The sequence below is a fragment of the Candidatus Nitrosocosmicus agrestis genome (genome assembly GCF_008389435.1).
Lineage (GTDB): Archaea > Thermoproteota > Nitrososphaeria > Nitrososphaerales > Nitrososphaeraceae > Nitrosocosmicus > Nitrosocosmicus agrestis.
This window is the reverse complement of the sequence record NZ_VUYS01000023.1, coordinates 14259-33093: the sequence shown is the minus strand read 5'-3', so window position 1 is coordinate 33093 and position 18835 is coordinate 14259. Positions and strand designations below refer to the sequence as shown.

Sequence of the window (18835 nt, the reverse complement as noted above, 5' to 3'; positions counted from 1 at the left end):
TCACTTATAAAACAAAAATATGCTTGATTTAAAAAAAGGATCAAGGATAAAGCTAACCCGATAAAACTATCTAGTATTTAAAACAGTCGATAAATGGAATATGACTAGAATAAAAACTATTTACGAATGATGACCATATGTATAATCTCACTGTTTGCCACACTTTATGAAAATTCCAAATCATTCATAAATATTATTTTACCATATTTCTAATTACTATTGAAAACTTGGACCTATGTTTGAGGGCAAAAGCCACATAACCAAACCGGAATAAGATAAAGACCACATTCATGTGATTAGTGTCTCAGAGAACTACTGAATTTCGGTCATTTTTGTATCAAGGCATAAGAAAACCAAGTTGCCAGCTAAAAAATAATGAGTCATTGACGAGTACAATTCCATATTGCACTCGTTGCACCTTTAAAGCATTAACAGATGCATTTTACCATTCTAATGAGTAGACCTAGATACAAAAGCGTGAAAAAGTTCACTGTTTGAGCTTCTAATCGATGCTTTCTTTCTACCGCATTTCTCTCTTTATCCTATTTGTTAATTAAATTAGTCTAGGAAACCTTCTTAATTATTACGATTTTTTGGAACTATGAACTTGTCACCTTTCCTTTGATAAACAATCAATATCTTTTCTTGATTTAGATTCCAGAAATATAAATAATTGAAAATATGATGAAGTATAATAAAAATATAATATCAAATGTTCTTTGTCGATACAATAAATCACGTAATAATCAAAAGACTTAAAAAATATGATGTATTTGCATTACTTACTATCAAACTATGGGAAAAACCATTCAAACCTCCTTAATGAATGTGGAGATAAAGACCAGGAAATGTTTGACTGCGAACTATGCACAATAACAAGTTGCTGATCTCTTTCTTTACATTTTGTATTTGATAGATGGTTTACTCGTATTCATATCAAAAAATTTTAATAGTAGATAACGTAGCTTTTCATGCAACTTTGTAAAGGGGAAAGTTGCACTAGTCAAAAAATGCATTCAGTATAGGATGGTGGATCATCAGTCTACAGGTATATACGTAAAATCAAAATAACCACGTCGGTTACTCATGTGCATGCACACACTCATGTATATATCCACTTAAGAAGATGGGATTGTTTCCTTACCCTTCAAAAGTCATTTCAGTAGGCTGATAGAGCCATCATTCTGTATGGTTTTGTACATATCCGCTATTTCTGTTCCACTAAATTCCTAGTTGTTTTCAACTTGACTTTGTACTGAGTACGGTTTTTCCTATCAAATATCTGTGTATTTGTGTATTCATTAACATTAATCAAATCTATCCTAATCCAAACGTCTACCATACACGCCTTGAGAATTCAGTACGAAATCAGAATTGCATTTGTTTTATTTAAATCCGGAAAATAACCACTATTACTTTATCTTAAAGAATGGTTAGATAGAATCGATTTGAAAAATTTTATTATCCGACGCAATAAACCCTTGTCATTTACAATCTTACATGGGAGAACAACTTATTATAGCCAGTAGGATAACAACTTTTCCAATTATAAGATTGAGAATGTTGTTTTAGTTGAAACCAATGTAATTTTAGCTCCGTCATACAGGATTTCAACCTTTTAGTATCATTAGAATCATTAAAAGTTACGATCAAATTATTTAAGATAAAAATTTCTTAAACAGTGAAGATAATGGATTAAATCTGGCATAGCGTAAGTGGCACCTAATTTTCCATATTACATATGTCGAGTTTCCATACAGTAGATACAAATTAATTCAATTTACCTATTAACTTGCTACATTATTATAATCAACAACAAACCAAAAACACTTTAATCAAGATAATGCATGTAAATGTGATTCATGACTGAGAAAATTAAGATAGATGAAAAGAAACTATGCAAAAATTGTAGATATACCTCTGCATAATTGCATTTCTTGAATTAAAAAAGTGTCTACAGCTAAAAACATTTATTATCACCTCGATGAGTGAAAAGTCCTATTCTTTATATTGGATATTTCATTTAATCTCTTGTTTTTCAATTTTAACGGAAAAGGGTCATATCCTGATACAAACTCTGTAGTAAAATTATTTTCAAATTTATTTATTGTTTTTATATTCCTTCATCTTTATTTTCGAAAGATATGGACTATCCTATGTTGAATCAAAGTGATTGCGGCCTTTACGTTTACCTTCTCTACGACCGTTATACCAACTTGTCATTCCTTTTTTATTTAAGATCGAGTTACTATAACCATTATTTAAACCACCAATTATACGGATGCAATAATAAAGAGAGAAATTAATGAATAACTAATCAGAGAAGTATTAAGATCAATTGGATAGCATGCAGAAGGTGAGGGGAAAAGAAAGATATCAGATGCTATTGGACGTCGGACTATGGACTACAATCTTACTCCATGAACTTAGAGTTAAGACCAAAGTTGATTACTCAGTATCTCTCCCCCCTGATTTGCAATCGATTGAATAAACCTACAGTTCTCCCTCTAGGTATATTTGACTCCATTCACCAAGCAATCTTGCATCTGAAATGATGGCAGGCTTACTACATTTTCAAGATATTTAACGTTTTTGGGTTCATTATACAATTACATTATTTTGGTCAATTTTTACATTATTACATTTTTTATGAACACATATTTATCCATATGCAATCTTTAAGAAAATCATCCATCAAAGAAGTTTATGACCCTGGATAATAGAATACTTTGAAACCCTTTTGATAAGAGATATTATTATTAATAAAGATATATGATATTCTCTCAAACAAAGCACTAACCTTTGAACAGGGTTAAGCCAAAGAGTGTTTGTGATCATCTTGATTCAATACGAGGAACAGGGAAATGGACAAGTAAAAAAAATTCACTCAAGTAGACAATATAGAATCGAGTATCGGCAAATTCCTTTCACTCTGTTAAAGAATAGGTTAAAGAAACTGAATCATGGAAATAATCAAATTTAATTTTTTTGCATGATTTAACAACAAAAGATATAGTGAATCAAAGAGGTAACAAAACAGAATAGTGGGAGTCAAAATGGAAAAACCTTTCACTTAAGAAGCCAACATAAGGAATAGGAAAGTAAAGGCAACAGTTGAATTCTCTTACTAAATATCTAATGTATGTTATTAAAATGTGAAACATCAGTAATAGATAAGAGAATTATGCTACTAAATGGTTGGGAGAAACAATTAATGTATAATTGAAATATACATAGAAAAGCTATTCTATTTTGCTGTATATTACAATATTAATCATATGTCTACTGATTCAAAGAATATTGTTCCATGCATATTTTTGATCGCCTTCATTGTAATTGGATGCATATCGCCCATCCCATCAGGTTTAGATCCTATTTCTAGCACTTATTACAAATCATATGCTCAACAGGTTGTAGAATTTCCGAGTTTTTCTAATTTAATTATCAAATTAGATAATGCAAAATTCAATCCTCTTTCTCCTCAAACATTAGAATATAGACCCACCTCAATAACTACCAATGCAACTGACCTGCAAGGAATAGAATTAAGCAAATCCACTTCTTCCTGGGTTTCAGTAACCGATAATGATGTATTCTTGTCGACGGTTTTTAAAACACCACTTTTGACAAATCAGAGTAAATTATCTGTTATCGATTACTCCAGTTTCTTCGATGTAAAAGCAGTAGAAGAAAGAGAGAACGGGTCCAAAGTTTTTAAACTCGATAGAACAGCGGAAACAGACGACATAATGGATCATCGTATTATAAATGGAACACTAACTCAAACCGGTAACAAGGAAGCCATTTTGATTCTCTATCTATTTCCCTAATGTGAGTATCAAATTCAAAAAAATAAGCAAAATAGCAAAAATGTCAAGTTTTGTAATTGAAATTCGGTTTAGGAGCAGTTGAAGGTAATTCAAAAAAACATTATTATAAGAAGTAAACAAGATATGGGTACTTTTACGATATTAATAGGGATGATCCCATAAAAACAAATCTAGATGCAATTATCTATGTCTATAGAATAAAAACGATGACAATTAGATTCTTGTACCAAAAGGCTTTTATCATCAATTTTTTTAGGAAAGTTATGATTCTTTCCAGAATCGTGCCAATTGTTCTTATCTTGGGAGCAATTTATTTGGTTTCCTATTTTCCAACATATGCATATGCTCAACAAGATACTGATTTTGTTGCAAATCTTACTGGTGAAGGTATTGTCCCACCAGTCGATACTACGGCAACTGCGACAGTCAAATTCCACGTCAATCCAAATGAAACTATATCATATGACATTAGCGCTCACAATATAGATAAAGTATTTGATGTCTACATGGGAACACAGAATAATACAAACCTTTTAGAGCTGATTAACCCATACGCTACAGTTCTAAGTGGACCGCGTGTTACAAATCAATTTCAATCCGCCTATCCTACTGGCCCAATCGATGGGGAGCTAACTAGTGGAGTCATAACTGCTGATAAATTTTACGGCTCTTTGGCAGGAAAAAGTATATCTGATTTAGTAACTATGATGAAATCAGGCCAAATGCAGGTAGAAATACGTACTATATCTCACGAAGATGGCGAAATAGCAGGACCAATTATGCCTTCCAAGTGACTCGGACTTATTTTTATATTTCATAGCCTCGTTGACTTGATCAAGAAAGCATCAGAGATTCTAATTTACAGTTCAAAAAAGAACATCCTCCAGTATATTATGACATAGAAGATCTTGGGAGTCAAGAAACATCGTGTAAGGAAATTAAGTAGATATTGATGATATCTTTGATCAAAAATGGATATAGAACAGGTAAATTCGATAAAAGTATTTTAGTTATTCATCCTTAGTTGACCTGAATTGAAACCTTCGTCAATCGCTAAGATAATTGGATTTAATTATATGCTGACAACGTTAATTTTAGTATTGGCTACAAGTCTTTTTCAAGTTGGAGCATTTGGCCAAGAAAATAATATTCATAATAACAGCAATAATAATAAAAAATATGACATTGTATTATTGAATCATAACTATAATAGTGAAGGATTGTTCTCCAATGAACTTGCTGGTGAGATACTTAATAATGGAACAGCCACTATAAAGGCAGTTGAAATTACTGGAATCTTTTATGATGATCAAGACGATATTATAGGCAAAGAGAGAAGTGGTACAAACCCTTATGCTATTAAGCCAGGTGGTAGAGCCACTTTCAATATAGAAATATTTGACGAAGGTATCAAGACTAATGCTTCAAGTTATGACTTTACTGCAAAGTGGAAGGATGAATATTTATTTAGCAGTTATTTTACGAGGTTAACAGGAGGAGAGATTTCAAGAGATGGTGACGATGATGCTGGAGAAGACGATGATGCTGGAGAAGACAACTAAATTATTATTAAAAATATCAAGAAAAAATACCCTGGAATAGTGTATAGCATAGTATTTGATTACCTTGACAGATGTTATTTAAGTAGAATCTGAGGAATAAATTATCTTTGACCTGCCTATGTCAAATGTGAAAGTCCACGATGGGAGAAGCATTCCAAGTTTAATGACAAGAAGAAGTATGAAAGGGAGTAGGATGGATTAACAGTAACATACACTCCTCGATCCTCGGTTATCAAGATGCAAAGAATCCTGATGTCATTTTGTTCTGGATATAGTAGTTTGCGGTAGCCAAATACATATTACATTATATTTATATCCTGATCTTTTTGACAAAATATCTGAATTAATAGGTATATGAATCAAAGTAGAATCTAATCCTGAAAATGACGTTAGAGATTAGTATGGATAAGACTTTATTATTTGTACAAATTATTAAAAAATGGTTCAGTCTTAAAACAGGGATTGATAATTATGTTAACAACATGCAATAATTGAAATTTTTTATTTTATTGTTTCAGCCGATATACAGACATCACATAGGAAGGAGATTTCGAAAGAAGTGCTATAATACTTACTGCAACGATATCAATGTCCTTAATGGCTTCAGCATTTCAAATAAACCTAAAAGAGCTAAATACTTCCCTTAATTGTTGCTGACTCTGGCCTGATTTGTAGTTTTCTGGTATATCTTCAAAAGCGATGACGAATACTTTATCTCTGTATGCAAAGGAACTTTTGTCGCATTCATAATAACTATCACCATAATCTAAATGATAGTCACGTATACTTTTTCTTTCCATAATTAATGTTCTTTCTTGAATTATGTTACCGATCCGTTTATCAATTTTATGAACTAGTATAGTCGCAGATTTTGAAGGCGATTTTGGCGTTTGATATTTATTTGATTCTACATCTCCTACCATTATTTCATTGCTCTGAACTGAAGATAGTAATAGCGTTTCGAGAGCTTCTGTTTGGGTTATTATATCAGATTGAACTTGCTCAGAAACCCTAATGACTCCAAAACTGGTAAAATCCTTAAACATACAAATATCTATCCCATGCGTTAGCTTACAATTTACCATAGAAACCCATTCTGGAGGATACTCAAATGCAATACCTAATTTTGGATTTTCATATATTTTCTTTTTGGTTCACATGTTTTATCTATAAAAAAAGTAATGGGTTAATGCTATTTTTGCTTTTTTCTCTGCCTATGATGCTTGATTTCATGGCCAGTCTTTACAATTTTATTCTCATCTAACAAATTTTCAGTGATTGCCTTAATACAATGTCCTAATGTTACTTGGTCATCCGGGTTTCCTTCTCATACTTTCTAAACAATCCTTGATTTAATGTAAATAGACTAATTGTAAACTAACCGTGCTAACCTCTTTCCTACTAGATATTCGTTATGAGACCTTTGTATGCATTGTTTTCATATTAGACAGGCATCTCTTTCTTTTCTTCTTCTACTTGATCGTCTAATTTATTGAATAGATCATTACAAAACAACTTTCTTAATACTTGATAGTCTTCTAAATACATACAAAGCATTGTGGTGATGGCAGTCAGAATATTCTTCTTTAGACTCTCTCTATGCTTTGGATACTTTGCATAGGACTTTGAACTCTGTTTCTTAGAATATCATTTGAAGGACCGGCATTTGATTAGATAACAATCTCCTCTTTCTCCTCGAAACAAAGGTGAAGACAGATTTGAGATGGACATCTCATTTTTCTGATACTTTTTCGGTCATCTGCTGCGTCACACAATGCGATGACAGCGTATGATGATATTTTGATAATGTTTCACAAGTTTTGGAGATGGTGTAATATTACATTATTGTCTAATGAATTCAACAATGATGTAATAAGTTGATCAAATTATGTAATCCTGCAAAGTAACGAAAACCTATAAATACATTTTTGAAGTATATCAATTACTCCAAAACAAAACAGATGCAAGCGCTCGCTTCAAAAATTTAGCTCAATAGGATGCTGAACTGTTTGGGTTTATTCAGTCCAGTTTTCTGTTCAGGAGGGATGCTTTGGAGAGGTTAGTCTTGTAGATTCGGAATTAAACACTATTGTCAATCCATCTGTATTATCCCTTCTGAATCAACTCAACAAAAGAAAGAAAAAATATTCAAATACCCACCTATTCTTGAAGATGAATAATCATTACTAAATAGTTGATGAGTTCCCATTTTTACAATCTAAGTAAACCTTTTATCATTAGATTCTCCTGTATGATCTGTGACAAACATTGATGGTTTAAATCAAGAGGAAATTGAAGCAAGGCAAAGAGCATTTAGTCAATCTCCTGAATTCAAGAAAAGAGAAATTGTATTTAGTCAAATACAGCAGATCAATGTCAGGCTATCTAATTTAGAGGCCAATGTTGAGGAAATTTTGAATATCTTAAAAGCAAATAATTAGAAAAATTGTCGACAAAAATTGGGGATAAAACATAGGTGCAAAATAGAGTTAGTTCCTGGATTGGAGAATTAAAGGCAAATCTAACATAATTAAATACTAAGAACCATTACCATAGATAATTTAACATAATTTGAAACTGAAGTAAAAATATATTTCGCATGTCTAATATCGATCCGACAAAGTATAAGGCAGGTCAGCGTCAAGGCTGGAATACCTTGGTTAATGGGTGGCTAAAGTGGTAAAAAATTACAGAGTGCAGGCGAGAAAGTAAGCAAACGGTTGATAGATTTTGCTAGAATGAGGGAAGGTTCTAGGATTCTTGACATAGCAACTGGTATAGGAGAACCATCTATAACAGCAGCACAGGTAGTAGGAAAAAATGGACATGTGTGAGCAATAGATATTTCTCATTACATGCTGGCAGTTGCAAAAGAGAGGTCTATATCTTTGGGCCTTCAAGACGTGATGGATTTCATGGAAGGAGATGCAGAAACTACTGACCTGCTATCTTCCACATTCGATGCAGCACTTTGTAGGTTTGGTCTTGTGTTTTTACCCAACGTCAAAGCAGGATTATCAAATATTCACAGCAGATCATCAGTAAACGCGGGAGATTCGCTGCAGCAGTTTGGGCTACTCCGTACAGGACTCCTTTTATTTCATTACCATTTAATATGTTATTGAAGTAAACAATTATCGCACCACCTCCGCCAAATTCCCTTGGTCTTTTTAGCTTATCTAACGAAGACTTGCTAAAGGATTTGTTTGTCAACTCAGGATTTGAAGATGAAAAAACGGAAAAATGGGATATGATCTTTAACTTTAAGTCAGCAGAAGAATTTACAAATTTTGTATGCGAAACAGCATCTACAGTTCAGGTAATATTATCCACTCAATCAGAAGTAAGAAAAAAATGAGATATTGAAGACAATAACTGAAACAACGGCAAATAATTACGTTAATAAAAATTCAGATTCAATTAGTTTTTACAATGAATCTATTTGTATTGTAGGGGCTAAGTAATTAAGTCATCTTCCAGTGGTAATCTAATTGTAAAAAGTTAGCAAGAACAAAAAAAAGTTATTGGTCTGGATCGTTTTACAATTTAGGCTACTCTTTACAGACTCCTGGCTTACCTGGGACTTCACCTGCTGTTCCACCTTTGCATCCTTTTACAACAAGTTCATCTGCTTCGATATCTACTGAACTATCCTTCGGTGTGTTACTGCTTGTAGTTTGACTATCTAGAACTAACAGGCGGTTGTTGCTTGGGTTATCGAATACTACGATCTCATCTGGAAAACAATCTGTATCTGTTTTGGGATCACATCCAGTTTTATCAGGATCATTTGGCGCAGCTGCAAATATACTACTTGTAGGCAATATGCAACATGTTAGTACAGCAAATGTGACTACCATGGCAATTACTGCATGTCCGTGTTCTTTCTTTTCACGATATTGAGTTGTTATTTTGTTACTCATATCACCAATAAGGAATAAAAAAATATATTGGATTTACTAACCAATTGCAATATTCTAATACTCTCATACAATTAGAACTTAAAATTTATAATGGCAAGTCACATGCAAAGACAAGGTTTGAGACGGTAAAGTATCAGATGGTCTTTGTAATTAATTTTAAATAGATTTCATGTTATTTAGTAAGGTATTGCATTATACGAGTTGATAAAGTAATGTCATCAAAACTAATAGTGATGATATAATTAAGGAGAATATAACTTTTGTAATATGAATAGAACTAGTTTATTAGATATTATTTCGTCCCCCATTACTACGATAAAAATATCATTTTCAAATCTTCTAAGACTATTAGAATATTGCAATTTAAGGATAAATTCTAAATAATTTGGCTTTCTATCAAAGTGTATGAGTAAAAGATCACATATCAAAATGAATAAACTGAATCATGAGGGGAAACTATTTCATATTTTCTTATCTGTGGTGACAGCCCTAACCCTTCTAATCAATTCCCCTCTAATTATGAATGTAGCAATGGCAAGTCAAGGTGAAAATCAGGGTAATTTCATTATCCGGGTCACGCTGATTGACGATTCACGGATTGATATTGATCACGTTTTTTATGATTTAGTCGATATATATGTAAAAGAGCATCCTGAATATGGTCATTTTAATATGGATTTGTCTGATGCACTATATAGTGACACGTCTAATGGAGAATATACAACTGATATAGTAATGCCATCTGGAATAATAGATGTAAACGAGACATTTCACATCTGTATAGAAGGTCCTGTAACTGACGAGGGTAATGGTGTGATATGTTATAATCTCTTAAATAATCCTCAAAGAGGACCAGAGGAGATAACAATAAGGGTATAAATTTCAATATTCTAATAGATGTAAACTTGAATGTATCTTTCCTTTATTTCCAGACATACTTTTATGGCAAGCAAAGTCCTTAATTAAATACTAAATTATTCTAAGAATTCTCATCGAATAATCTTCCAAGGTATCTACATGCTATAAAGGACAATTAAAATATATGCAATTCAATATATCTCGTAAAAAATACATGGTAACATGGAACCTTATTGGATGGTTTTCTTAATTTCAATACCACTGATATTTTCAATGATGACTTTTGATTTGAGTGAAACATTTAGCATAGAGTTTGTATTTGCTCAATCAAATGGATTGACTCAAACAGGAGGTGATACCGGTACTACCAATGCAAAAGAATCATCATCAATACAATCGTCTTCTGATAGCAGTAGCTTTATAATCTCGGGAGGAGATGCAGTTGGGTCTGGGAATCAGATAATGTGTAATTCTAGCGCGGGAGACAAAGGGACAATGGGACTCGGCCTAAAAGATAGCAGTGGAGTTTGCCTGGAAAGAGAGAGTCGACCGGATCAACCTCCACCTAGCGATGACGATGAGGACAACACAGCATCGCTAGCTGTATCTATAATAATAGGATGTGAAAGTCGTGGAGGGAATCCTAGCGATCTTGCCGTTTGTAACTTTGTTCTAAACAATATAGAACCATCAGTATTTTCTTTTTTAATTAGTGGTAACAATCCTAATCCATCTAATTTTCCGGCTTCGGAAGCGGGAACGGATGTATCATTAGGTGCAGGAGACTACAGAATTGTAGAGAATGTAGACGATGAAGTAATTCAATCGTTAAAAGATGATCTAAACGCAGATGAGTTTGGAATTCTTCCAGAGTTTACGGGAGATTGTACACAAGAATTCCCATCTTTGGATACAGCAACTGGTTCGGTTAAAGCAGGAGATTCTGTTGAATGTAATGTAACAAATCAATTTTTAGTTCAAGGGGGAACAGCTCCATCCTCTTGAAGTGATTTTCTGATCTCGTATTAGCCAATATGATATATAGGGTATTAGCAGTTAAAATAAGCATAGACAAACTCTATCATCCCACAGTAAAAGGGAAAATAGATCAGTTATGGGTAACATGATTGAACATTGGCGGATACAAACTTAAACAGAAGTAAAAGACGGTGAAAACCTAACCATAATAAACACACTAACTTCATTACTTGCGAATAAACCAGAACCAAAGTTTCATCACATATCTTTAAAGTCCTGGTTAAAGTCTCCACAAGAAGACATAAAAGGTTGAAACTAAAAGGCAATTCAAGTTTAGAATGGATTCTTCTCTCCTCTAGGAATCAGGGATTAGTCTATGAGGGTAAGCTGTCTCTTTACAGGTCGTATAAGATAATTTTGTTTATCCTTATGGAACTGTCATTATTACAATCGCATCATCCAGGGAGCCATATCAATGGCATTCAAGAAAAGATTGGCTTAATTTGATACAAGCATGCGGCTCAATACATCAGAAAATAAAGGATTCTCTAGGTATTTCAGAACCTCTAATACACACCAGTGTTTCGCAGTGGAACGTAACCCAGATGGATATAAAATATGATTGCAAACTAGAAAATGGTGACTACAACAGCAGAGTGAATATATCGAGGTTATTTAATTGCTCGATAAAGATAAAACACCTAGATAATGTTTACCAAATTTATGATAAACCTCTCCCCTATCATGGAAAAATACTCAATTGAAGATCAGCGATACTTTCGCAACAGCAATATAAAAGAAATAACCTCTTCGTTACTTCCAATATTACTTTCAGAGCCAAAAGAAAAAGTTGAACCCAAAAGCATTACAGAGATTTTGTTTCAGATGTTTACTTATTAGTTTCTTCTGATCCATTTGAATTATTTATTTTAAATTCTAGTTTATGATATTAATTCACCTATATCGTGAGGAATTAAAGAGGAATATGTCGGGGTCAGACTCATTTTAATCACAAGCATTATTTCATATATTTTATAAAATCTTGTCATAAGTACTAAAGTTGTTAAAACGGAAAACCTTTAATTGATAATTTTGTTAAATTTAATTTCAAACCAATTCAACTACCATATATTCAATCTATTAAATTTAAACAGGTGCCTGTGGAGTGGGTTATTTTCCGGTAATTCCACGTTTCTCATGTGAGGTAGTCCCATTCCATGATTTGATCTTATTTTATAAGTGAAAAAATATTCTTGATGATTGTGGTAAAGATTAACCTAAAAGTAGCATAATAAATTTTGATTGTGATTAAATACACATCTTGCTTTATTTTCACTACAAGTTTGTGATAAGGTTAAAACCAACTTTACCAAAGCCATTGTATGGTTAAGAATATGACGCCTGAAGAAGTACTAAATTCTGTAGTTGAAGGTATTAATATAGGGGATCTAGATTCTCTCATGACGCTCTATGAAACTGAAGCATGTTTTGCCACCCAGTCAGGACAACTTGCAAATACCCCAGAATCCGTCGGGCAAAGTCTACAGGGATTCATAGATTTAAAAGGAAAATTAGATTTAAAAGTCAAAAGGGTCCTTCAAACAAGTGATCTTGCTTTAGTAATCACTGAATGGTCATTTAGTGGAACAGGCTCAGATGGAAACCCTGTTAACATGTCAGCCAAGTCTGCAGATGTTTTACGTCAACAATCTGATGGCACTTGGAAGTTTGTGATTGACAATCCTTGGGGAACAGATTAGGATCAAATAGATCATTTTAGTTATTTATTTATCTATTCATTGTTTTAAGCATCGAACAAAAGGGAACAAATAGCCATTCTGATCTTGGTGGTATTTCATATATGGTGTTTGAAAGTAATTAAATCAAAATATTGATTGATGATAAGTTTTGAATTTATAAAATAAATTTGATTTAAGATATGATCAGTAGTTAAATGCCATGTCATAAGATACCGTCATCTGGTTAATCCATAATGACTATCATTGAAAATATGATAGTTTGATGGTAGAAATCAAAAACTTGCGGAGGGGGTCTGAGGCATATGAAATATAGATGTCAAGTCTACTGTTACAAGAAACAAGACCTTTGTTGACACCTTATTGCTTTTGAAATAATTTCAATGTTTCTGATAAATCATAGCCTGGAAAGTTGATTTTAAAAAACGTGATTCTCAAAATTGAAAGTTAATAAGTTTGTAATTTCAATATGTGTGTGTAATAAACAGGAATAAAATGAGGAGATGTTAGAGTAGGCATCAATAGGCATCTCGTAACCCCTTACGCTTTTGCATCAACACAACTGGATAGGGCCATAATGACTAAGAAGAGTGATGCTAATAGAGCATTATTAACGCACTTTAATGACCCTAGCAGATGGTATCGGTCTGGTTGATGAAGATGCTTATGACGTAAGTGTAGCCTACTCCCCCATACACAATACAGTGTATATATCCTCATATCTTGATGGTTGCAGCCTGTTGTCACAGTACTTTCAATTGGCAGGAATTTCTTTTATAAGCAAGATGGTATTTATCAATTCTTTAGTATGCAATTTTAGGCTCGTTATTGATATATAACGGCGTTATTTACCGCATATTATTATAAAATCCGTATTTTATGATATTAACATTAAAGGGATGAATTGAGGTAGATCCAGTCTTAGTTGATTCAAGTCTAACATAAATAAACACTAATACCATTGTCAAAAATAATTTTACATAATTATAGACAAATGAATTATATACAATCACAGCATCTTAATTAATTGTCAAAATTTAGCATATAAGATCTTACTTGAACTTGAAGGTTTTATTGACATGCATAACACAATGACATAATGAATTTAACCATAGTCATAGATACATTGTATGTACATCCTACAAACTATTTTATTAAATTGGCAATTTCATCTTTATGATCAGATTTAATACTTGGAAATAAGTGGATTTAATCAAAAAAATTAAACAATGAAAATAAGAGATTATTTTCGGAATAGATTATTCAATCGCTTTAGGGCATTACCATCTCGGTCTTTATTATTGTTATCATCATTATCGTTATCATTGTTATCGTCATCATTATCGTTATCGTCATTATCAATAGCTTGTACTTGCTCTCCAGTTATTCTCTTTGAGAAGTCATTAAAATCATTGTTTTGCCACTGTAAAATAAACTCATATGTTTCAGTATCATCCTCTATTGTATCACTTGTTATGAAAATGTTAAATGCAGTCTTTTGATCTGGAGCTATTGTTGATGGATCGGTATAAGTAAAGTCTGAACCTAGAATTGCTCCATTTTCGTCGTAAAAGGATACAGATACCTTGGCATATTCAGCTGTTATAGTACCATTGTTTAGAATTTCACCAATAATCTCATCACCGAATCTTTCATCGTTATATCGCTGACTAAGTAGGACCAAGTCATTTACTGGTTTAGTCAGACTATTGTTGTTTGAATCAGCACTACTTGATGTATACGGTAATCCATTTGAGTTATACGGTTCATCTCTTGGAATTGTAAAAGGTTTGATTATAATTGATTCAGATTGCGGTATAGTCGTTTGATTACTTATTACATCAGTAGTATTCAATTGAGCATTAGCAGGAGAAAACCCTAGATAATGACTTGGTATAAGGCTTATGGATATGATAATAAATATTATTGTGAATTTAGAAGTTATTGTTTACTTTATGAACACTAAATTTTATTTATTATTCGGCTCTATCTGGATTTCGACTAGAATGATCTAATTGACATATAAATTCAAACAATATCAAAAGCTCAATGATAAAAGATCTCCTATACAAAATCTTCAAAAAAATGCAAGTAATTTTTAGAATAGTAAGATTTAGTGGATGGTATTATATTCGAAAATTTGATGGTTCTCATATTGAGCTTCAGTACATTTTTCATATTTTAAGGCACAAGCTTGAAATAAATAACTTAATGCTAAATCATCAAAAATATCAGAAAAAATTGATGTTCCTCTGTCGACCGTCCAAAGAAGAAGAAGAAGCAGGATAGAAACCTCAGCAAATATTAATAGAAGGTTTCGATATTAACTATCGTCTATTAAGATTGAGGGTTGCAGATCTCTGATAAAGATTTCAAAAAGAGATATTGAATCCATTGTAAGTGAAATCATTAATCAAAATTCTAAAAGCATCATGGAAATAATAGTACGCATTGGACAGCCAGATATTAATTTGATGGTAAGAAATGTTTACAAGGGCAACGACAAAGCATATGAAATCATGCGTACATTTAATACATAGGACCATATACACTCTATCAAATGGTCTGAAATACTTAAGGAAGTAACAATATTAGAGTCGGATTAATAGAAACCTTGTTCTCAAGAGTTAAAATCATCTAATTACAGGAATCAGTTGTAATTTATTATGTTAGATAACTAAATTAATTTGCTATAATATTTTCTAAATCTTTCTAGTCTAAGATGGATTAAGTTTCTTACATAAGAATAAAGTGAATAATCAATACGTAGCCTGAAAACAAGAGTAAAAAAAATTTGTCCTTTAATTGTCCTTTAACTTGGCTTTTCATTCTAGTTTTATGCAAACATCAAACACTATACCAGCTCCTATGACCGATACGCAATGACTACGGATAAATCTGCTTTGATAACACATAATAAAAAAGACAAATATTTCTCTTTGATTAAGGCAACTATTTGTTTTTCTCTAGCTTAAACTACACAAAAGCGGCTAATTAGTTAATTATGTTAGGTGTAACAGGAATATCTGTAATTATTTTGGTTGAATCTGTAGGATCCACCCTTGTTAGGATTCTATGTTAAACTTGTTAATATTGGTAGGCAGTGATGATGTATCGTAGATAGAGTCGTCAAGTGGGAATAGTTTGATTAAATCAATCCTGTTTGGCTTTTTCCAATTTATCTATCAATGTATCTAAATAGTCATTGTCCATATTTCCCTCCAGACTTTCTACGGGACAAGCATCTTTGGAAAACTGTAATAATGTTTTTAAATTCTTTATGTCATCCTCTGAGAAATCTATTTGAACCATTTAATGGTTAATGCATGGTATTGCTTTAAGTATTTTGATCAAAATCTAAATTACGCTTGTGTTTTAAATTAATTGATTCAAGGTAGTATTATCTACACTTTTCATTTCTTTATATCATGAAAATTCAAGTGCTACAGCTACTGAACCCTAACAGGTCTTTGTGTGTTTAGTGTTTTACTTGCCAATATTTCATGGTCGTTCTTATATCATAATTATCCCTAACTTGAGTTCATACACTGTTGGGCTCTGTTCATTTAATGATATATCCATAGCTTGAAGAGGTTCTATCTCTTGTATGAATACTAGAAACAGAACACCTTCAAAATAAGCCACTATTATTCTTGTTTAACCTTTCTCGCTCTTTGTTTTTTTATCTCCTGACTCTTTACCGTTCTGAGAATATACATTTCCTCGAATTGCTCTATCAAAAGTAGATAATCTAACATTATTTTTTACTCCAAAAAATCTCCATGAGGGAGAGTCTTGCGAAACATTTGCCTTGTGGGCCAGACCTCATTGTAAATTTTTTCCTTTACAGTGAGAGAATTCTAGCCGCTTAAGCATCTAATTTAATCCATACAAATGAAGTAAATATTCTAATTCTATATTACTGTCAAATATCATAAGTCTATAAAACGCCATTAATGGGTTTATTGTCTCTAACTGATATAGAATCAGAATCTACATCATGATGGACGTGATACATCTGAGGTTTAGTATTTCCTTCCACTATAACGCTATACTTTGACAGGATGATAACTGAGATGCGTGCTTGATTTGGATTGTTTTCTTTTTTGCTGATAATTTGTTCTGACATGATAAAGAAAAGTACAAATGACTCAGCTATAAAGATTCATTTTTTACTATGAAATTTTATCTCCAATATTTAATTTATCAATACCTAATTTAGTTATACTAAATTTATCTGTGCCAATCTTATGATCTATCAATTTATTTTGTAATAAAAAGTTCAGCATATCGTCAAATCCCTTTATCATTTCTGCCATGCTAGCTCTCAACGCGGTTCTCTCTACCCAAGGAGTTTGTACCTCATTTTCAGAGTATAATTTTCTCAATATTGCTAAAGCCACATTTTTACGATCATTATCAACATTTTGGAATAGTTTTTTCATTGAAGTATCTTAATGGTACAATCTTAAATCCTTACCTTGATAATCCTACATCTACAAAAGGGATGGGTAATCAAGTCAGGCTTTGGTATAAGGTTAAGATCACCTAGTTTCCAAAATACTCCATCCAAAGGCTTGCAGTATTTCTTGCAGACCTTATCATCCTTTGCTGTGACCCATACAAAATAATATTTTTCCCTTAGTTGTGTAGACAGAAATGTTGTGTCTACAACTGATGGGTCCAGAGGGATTTGAACCCTCGACCAACTGCTCCGCAGGCAGTCATTCTATCCAAACTGAACTATGAACCCGCATACTGTAAGAATAAATTTCTATAAAATTCTTTTTAATCCAAAATTGGCCAGGTTAACTTTAGCATACCATCTTTTCATTATGACAATTGAAAAATAAATTCAACCAGTTTCATACATGCTTTAGTTTGCAGTTCTTCTGTCTACATGGAAAGTAATAGTCGAAGCTCTCGATTCCGTCTTTGATGCATTGCATCCTTCCATCTACAAATCTTTTCTCTTTGCAAAAAAAGAATGAATATGGCTTTTTGGTTTTAGAAACTTGCATGTCATGGGGTACCAAGTGCCACCATCTATAGAAACAAAATGTTTTCCATAACTCTTGGATCAGACATAAACATTTCAAGAGTAAACATGTTTCTTTCTTGAGGCTTATTTTGTGCTAGGATTTGTCAGTTTACGAGCTCTATTTATTGCAACCCAATGCCATTCACATTCTAAACCAACCTTGAGCAATGTTTCACAAACTATGTAATCTGAAATCCTTACTATATTGATTGATGGCATCTTCTTGGGCTTGTACTTTTGAATTTACTTCCATTTTTTTGCAAATAAAACAGACTTCTCTTTACCATATGTAAGGAAAATATTGCTCAGGAAGCACTTCTGGTTCATAAACCAAGAAAGTACAAATACAAAGCATGGTCAATATCTAAAGAAGGTGTTCTGTTTCTTTTGATGATCATAACTGAAATAGATCATCTTCAAGCTAAATCACTTTCTTAAGTTAACAGAGCCGGATGGACTATCTCCACCTTCAATACTTTTATTGTTTATTGGGCAGGTTTGCACCAGCCTTCATTAATATTTCTATTAGATGGAAATTACAATCTAATTTATTCCCAATCATCATTTTTTTGAGTATTTCCATATCGATTTATTTAGTTTGTCAGTCGGATTCAAAATCAAAATATTCTGATAAATTCTATCCAGGATCGCTTTAATTTTGATGCTTGGCAGTTAAATAAATAATGTGATAATAAAAATGAAGTAGACTTCTCCCCGTTAATTACTACAAATTTAGCGAAAATCCGAGTAATCTTTGTACACATGGTAAGTTCTGATGATTCAGATGTAAGAAAAAACTTAAGAAAATAACTATGTTTGTAACAAAATGTGTTCTGAAATTTGTTCATAAATTCAGTTCGAAATCAAATACGTTCACTCTTGTCGA

The 18835-nt window shown here is 32.4% G+C and carries 18 protein-coding genes and 1 tRNA gene; 12 read left to right on the top strand and 7 right to left on the bottom strand.

From position 1 onward, the window contains the following. The first annotated feature begins 2338 nt into the window (after positions 1 to 2338). The 4 genes from F1Z66_RS15690 (at position 2339) to F1Z66_RS13250 (ending at position 5392) form a co-directional block, all read left to right on the top strand. The gene (locus tag F1Z66_RS15690; RefSeq protein WP_154670572.1) at positions 2339 to 2491 is read left to right on the top strand and encodes a hypothetical protein; all 153 of its coding nucleotides are present in this window, start codon (positions 2339 to 2341) and stop codon (positions 2489 to 2491) included. A gap of 787 nt (positions 2492 to 3278) precedes the next feature. After that, entirely contained in the window at positions 3279 to 3830 is a 552-nt protein-coding gene (locus tag F1Z66_RS13260) for a hypothetical protein (RefSeq protein WP_149864111.1), read from the top strand. Positions 3831 to 4093: 263 nt separating this feature from the next. After that, positions 4094 to 4624 carry a CHRD domain-containing protein gene (locus F1Z66_RS13255; RefSeq protein ID WP_195907541.1) on the top strand — a complete coding sequence of 177 codons (531 nt, stop codon included), beginning with the start codon at positions 4094 to 4096 and terminating at the stop codon, positions 4622 to 4624. A 240-nt stretch (positions 4625 to 4864) separates the two neighbouring features. Then, the gene (locus tag F1Z66_RS13250; protein ID WP_149864109.1) at positions 4865 to 5392 is read left to right on the top strand and encodes an FxLYD domain-containing protein; all 528 of its coding nucleotides are present in this window, start codon (positions 4865 to 4867) and stop codon (positions 5390 to 5392) included. A 611-nt stretch (positions 5393 to 6003) separates the two neighbouring features. Here the strand turns inward: F1Z66_RS13250 and F1Z66_RS13245 are convergent. After that, positions 6004 to 6477 (bottom strand): hypothetical protein, encoded by a 474-nt coding sequence (locus F1Z66_RS13245; protein ID WP_149864108.1) that lies wholly within the window; start codon positions 6475 to 6477, stop codon positions 6004 to 6006. Positions 6478 to 7650: 1173 nt separating this feature from the next. Between F1Z66_RS13245 and F1Z66_RS13240 the strand changes: the two genes are divergently transcribed. The 3 genes from F1Z66_RS13240 (at position 7651) to F1Z66_RS15685 (ending at position 8750) form a co-directional block, all read left to right on the top strand. Next, entirely contained in the window at positions 7651 to 7833 is a 183-nt protein-coding gene (locus tag F1Z66_RS13240) for a hypothetical protein (protein WP_149864107.1), read from the top strand. 396 nt (positions 7834 to 8229) lie between these two features. After that, positions 8230 to 8517: a class I SAM-dependent methyltransferase gene (locus F1Z66_RS13235; protein WP_320410720.1), complete on the top strand. Its 288-nt coding sequence runs from the start codon at positions 8230 to 8232 to the stop codon at positions 8515 to 8517. 77 nt (positions 8518 to 8594) lie between these two features. Then, on the top strand, positions 8595 to 8750 hold the full coding sequence (locus F1Z66_RS15685) for a hypothetical protein (protein ID WP_154670571.1): 156 nt from the start codon (positions 8595 to 8597) through the stop codon (positions 8748 to 8750). Positions 8751 to 8943: 193 nt separating this feature from the next. On the opposite strand, the gene F1Z66_RS13230 is transcribed toward F1Z66_RS15685, so the two are convergent. Further along, positions 8944 to 9315 (bottom strand): hypothetical protein, encoded by a 372-nt coding sequence (locus tag F1Z66_RS13230; protein WP_149864105.1) that lies wholly within the window; start codon positions 9313 to 9315, stop codon positions 8944 to 8946. A 405-nt stretch (positions 9316 to 9720) separates the two neighbouring features. Between F1Z66_RS13230 and F1Z66_RS13225 the strand changes: the two genes are divergently transcribed. The 5 genes from F1Z66_RS13225 to F1Z66_RS13210 all read left to right on the top strand — a co-directional run bounded on the left by F1Z66_RS13225 (position 9721) and on the right by F1Z66_RS13210 (position 13747). Continuing rightward, positions 9721 to 10194, top strand: a complete 474-nt coding sequence (locus F1Z66_RS13225; RefSeq protein WP_149864104.1) for a hypothetical protein — start codon at positions 9721 to 9723, stop codon at positions 10192 to 10194. A gap of 267 nt (positions 10195 to 10461) precedes the next feature. Next, positions 10462 to 11178, top strand: coding sequence for a hypothetical protein (locus F1Z66_RS13220; RefSeq protein WP_149864103.1), 717 nt, complete (start codon positions 10462 to 10464; stop codon positions 11176 to 11178). 696 nt (positions 11179 to 11874) lie between these two features. Then, complete coding sequence (locus tag F1Z66_RS15680) at positions 11875 to 12051, top strand: hypothetical protein (RefSeq protein ID WP_154670570.1); 177 nt, start codon at positions 11875 to 11877, stop codon at positions 12049 to 12051. Between the two features lie 494 nt (positions 12052 to 12545). Next, entirely contained in the window at positions 12546 to 12911 is a 366-nt protein-coding gene (locus tag F1Z66_RS13215) for a YybH family protein (protein ID WP_195907540.1), read from the top strand. A 620-nt stretch (positions 12912 to 13531) separates the two neighbouring features. Beyond that, positions 13532 to 13747: a hypothetical protein gene (locus F1Z66_RS13210; protein WP_149864101.1), complete on the top strand. Its 216-nt coding sequence runs from the start codon at positions 13532 to 13534 to the stop codon at positions 13745 to 13747. A gap of 404 nt (positions 13748 to 14151) precedes the next feature. On the opposite strand, the gene F1Z66_RS13205 is transcribed toward F1Z66_RS13210, so the two are convergent. From F1Z66_RS13205 to F1Z66_RS13190, 5 genes are all read right to left on the bottom strand, one after another. Continuing rightward, positions 14152 to 14763: an FxLYD domain-containing protein gene (locus F1Z66_RS13205; protein ID WP_149864100.1), complete on the bottom strand. Its 612-nt coding sequence runs from the start codon at positions 14761 to 14763 to the stop codon at positions 14152 to 14154. A 1298-nt stretch (positions 14764 to 16061) separates the two neighbouring features. After that, on the bottom strand, positions 16062 to 16220 hold the full coding sequence (locus tag F1Z66_RS15675) for a hypothetical protein (protein WP_154670569.1): 159 nt from the start codon (positions 16218 to 16220) through the stop codon (positions 16062 to 16064). 628 nt (positions 16221 to 16848) lie between these two features. Continuing rightward, positions 16849 to 17037, bottom strand: a complete 189-nt coding sequence (locus F1Z66_RS13200) for a hypothetical protein (RefSeq protein WP_149864099.1) — start codon at positions 17035 to 17037, stop codon at positions 16849 to 16851. A gap of 46 nt (positions 17038 to 17083) precedes the next feature. Then, complete coding sequence (locus F1Z66_RS13195) at positions 17084 to 17353, bottom strand: hypothetical protein (protein ID WP_149864098.1); 270 nt, start codon at positions 17351 to 17353, stop codon at positions 17084 to 17086. A 233-nt stretch (positions 17354 to 17586) separates the two neighbouring features. Then, positions 17587 to 17661: transfer RNA gene (locus F1Z66_RS13190), tRNA-Arg, on the bottom strand. Between the last annotated feature and the right edge of the window lie 1174 nt (positions 17662 to 18835).

Excerpts from the sequence above, each read along its gene's own strand:
- F1Z66_RS13260 (WP_149864111.1), top strand. The coding sequence starts at position 3,279 with ATGTCTACTGATTCAAAGAATATTGTTCCATGCATATTTTTGATCGCC.
- F1Z66_RS13255 (WP_195907541.1), top strand. The coding sequence starts at position 4,094 with ATGATTCTTTCCAGAATCGTGCCAATTGTTCTTATCTTGGGAGCAATT.
- F1Z66_RS13245 (WP_149864108.1), bottom strand. The coding sequence starts at position 6,477 with ATGGTAAATTGTAAGCTAACGCATGGGATAGATATTTGTATGTTTAAG.
- F1Z66_RS13230 (WP_149864105.1), bottom strand. The coding sequence starts at position 9,315 with ATGAGTAACAAAATAACAACTCAATATCGTGAAAAGAAAGAACACGGA.
- F1Z66_RS13225 (WP_149864104.1), top strand. The coding sequence starts at position 9,721 with ATGAGTAAAAGATCACATATCAAAATGAATAAACTGAATCATGAGGGG.
- F1Z66_RS15680 (WP_154670570.1), top strand. The coding sequence starts at position 11,875 with ATGATAAACCTCTCCCCTATCATGGAAAAATACTCAATTGAAGATCAG.
- F1Z66_RS13215 (WP_195907540.1), top strand. The coding sequence starts at position 12,546 with ATGACGCCTGAAGAAGTACTAAATTCTGTAGTTGAAGGTATTAATATA.
- F1Z66_RS13210 (WP_149864101.1), top strand. The coding sequence starts at position 13,532 with ATGACCCTAGCAGATGGTATCGGTCTGGTTGATGAAGATGCTTATGAC.
- F1Z66_RS15675 (WP_154670569.1), bottom strand. The coding sequence starts at position 16,220 with ATGGTTCAAATAGATTTCTCAGAGGATGACATAAAGAATTTAAAAACA.
- F1Z66_RS13200 (WP_149864099.1), bottom strand. The coding sequence starts at position 17,037 with ATGTCAGAACAAATTATCAGCAAAAAAGAAAACAATCCAAATCAAGCA.
- F1Z66_RS13195 (WP_149864098.1), bottom strand. The coding sequence starts at position 17,353 with ATGAAAAAACTATTCCAAAATGTTGATAATGATCGTAAAAATGTGGCT.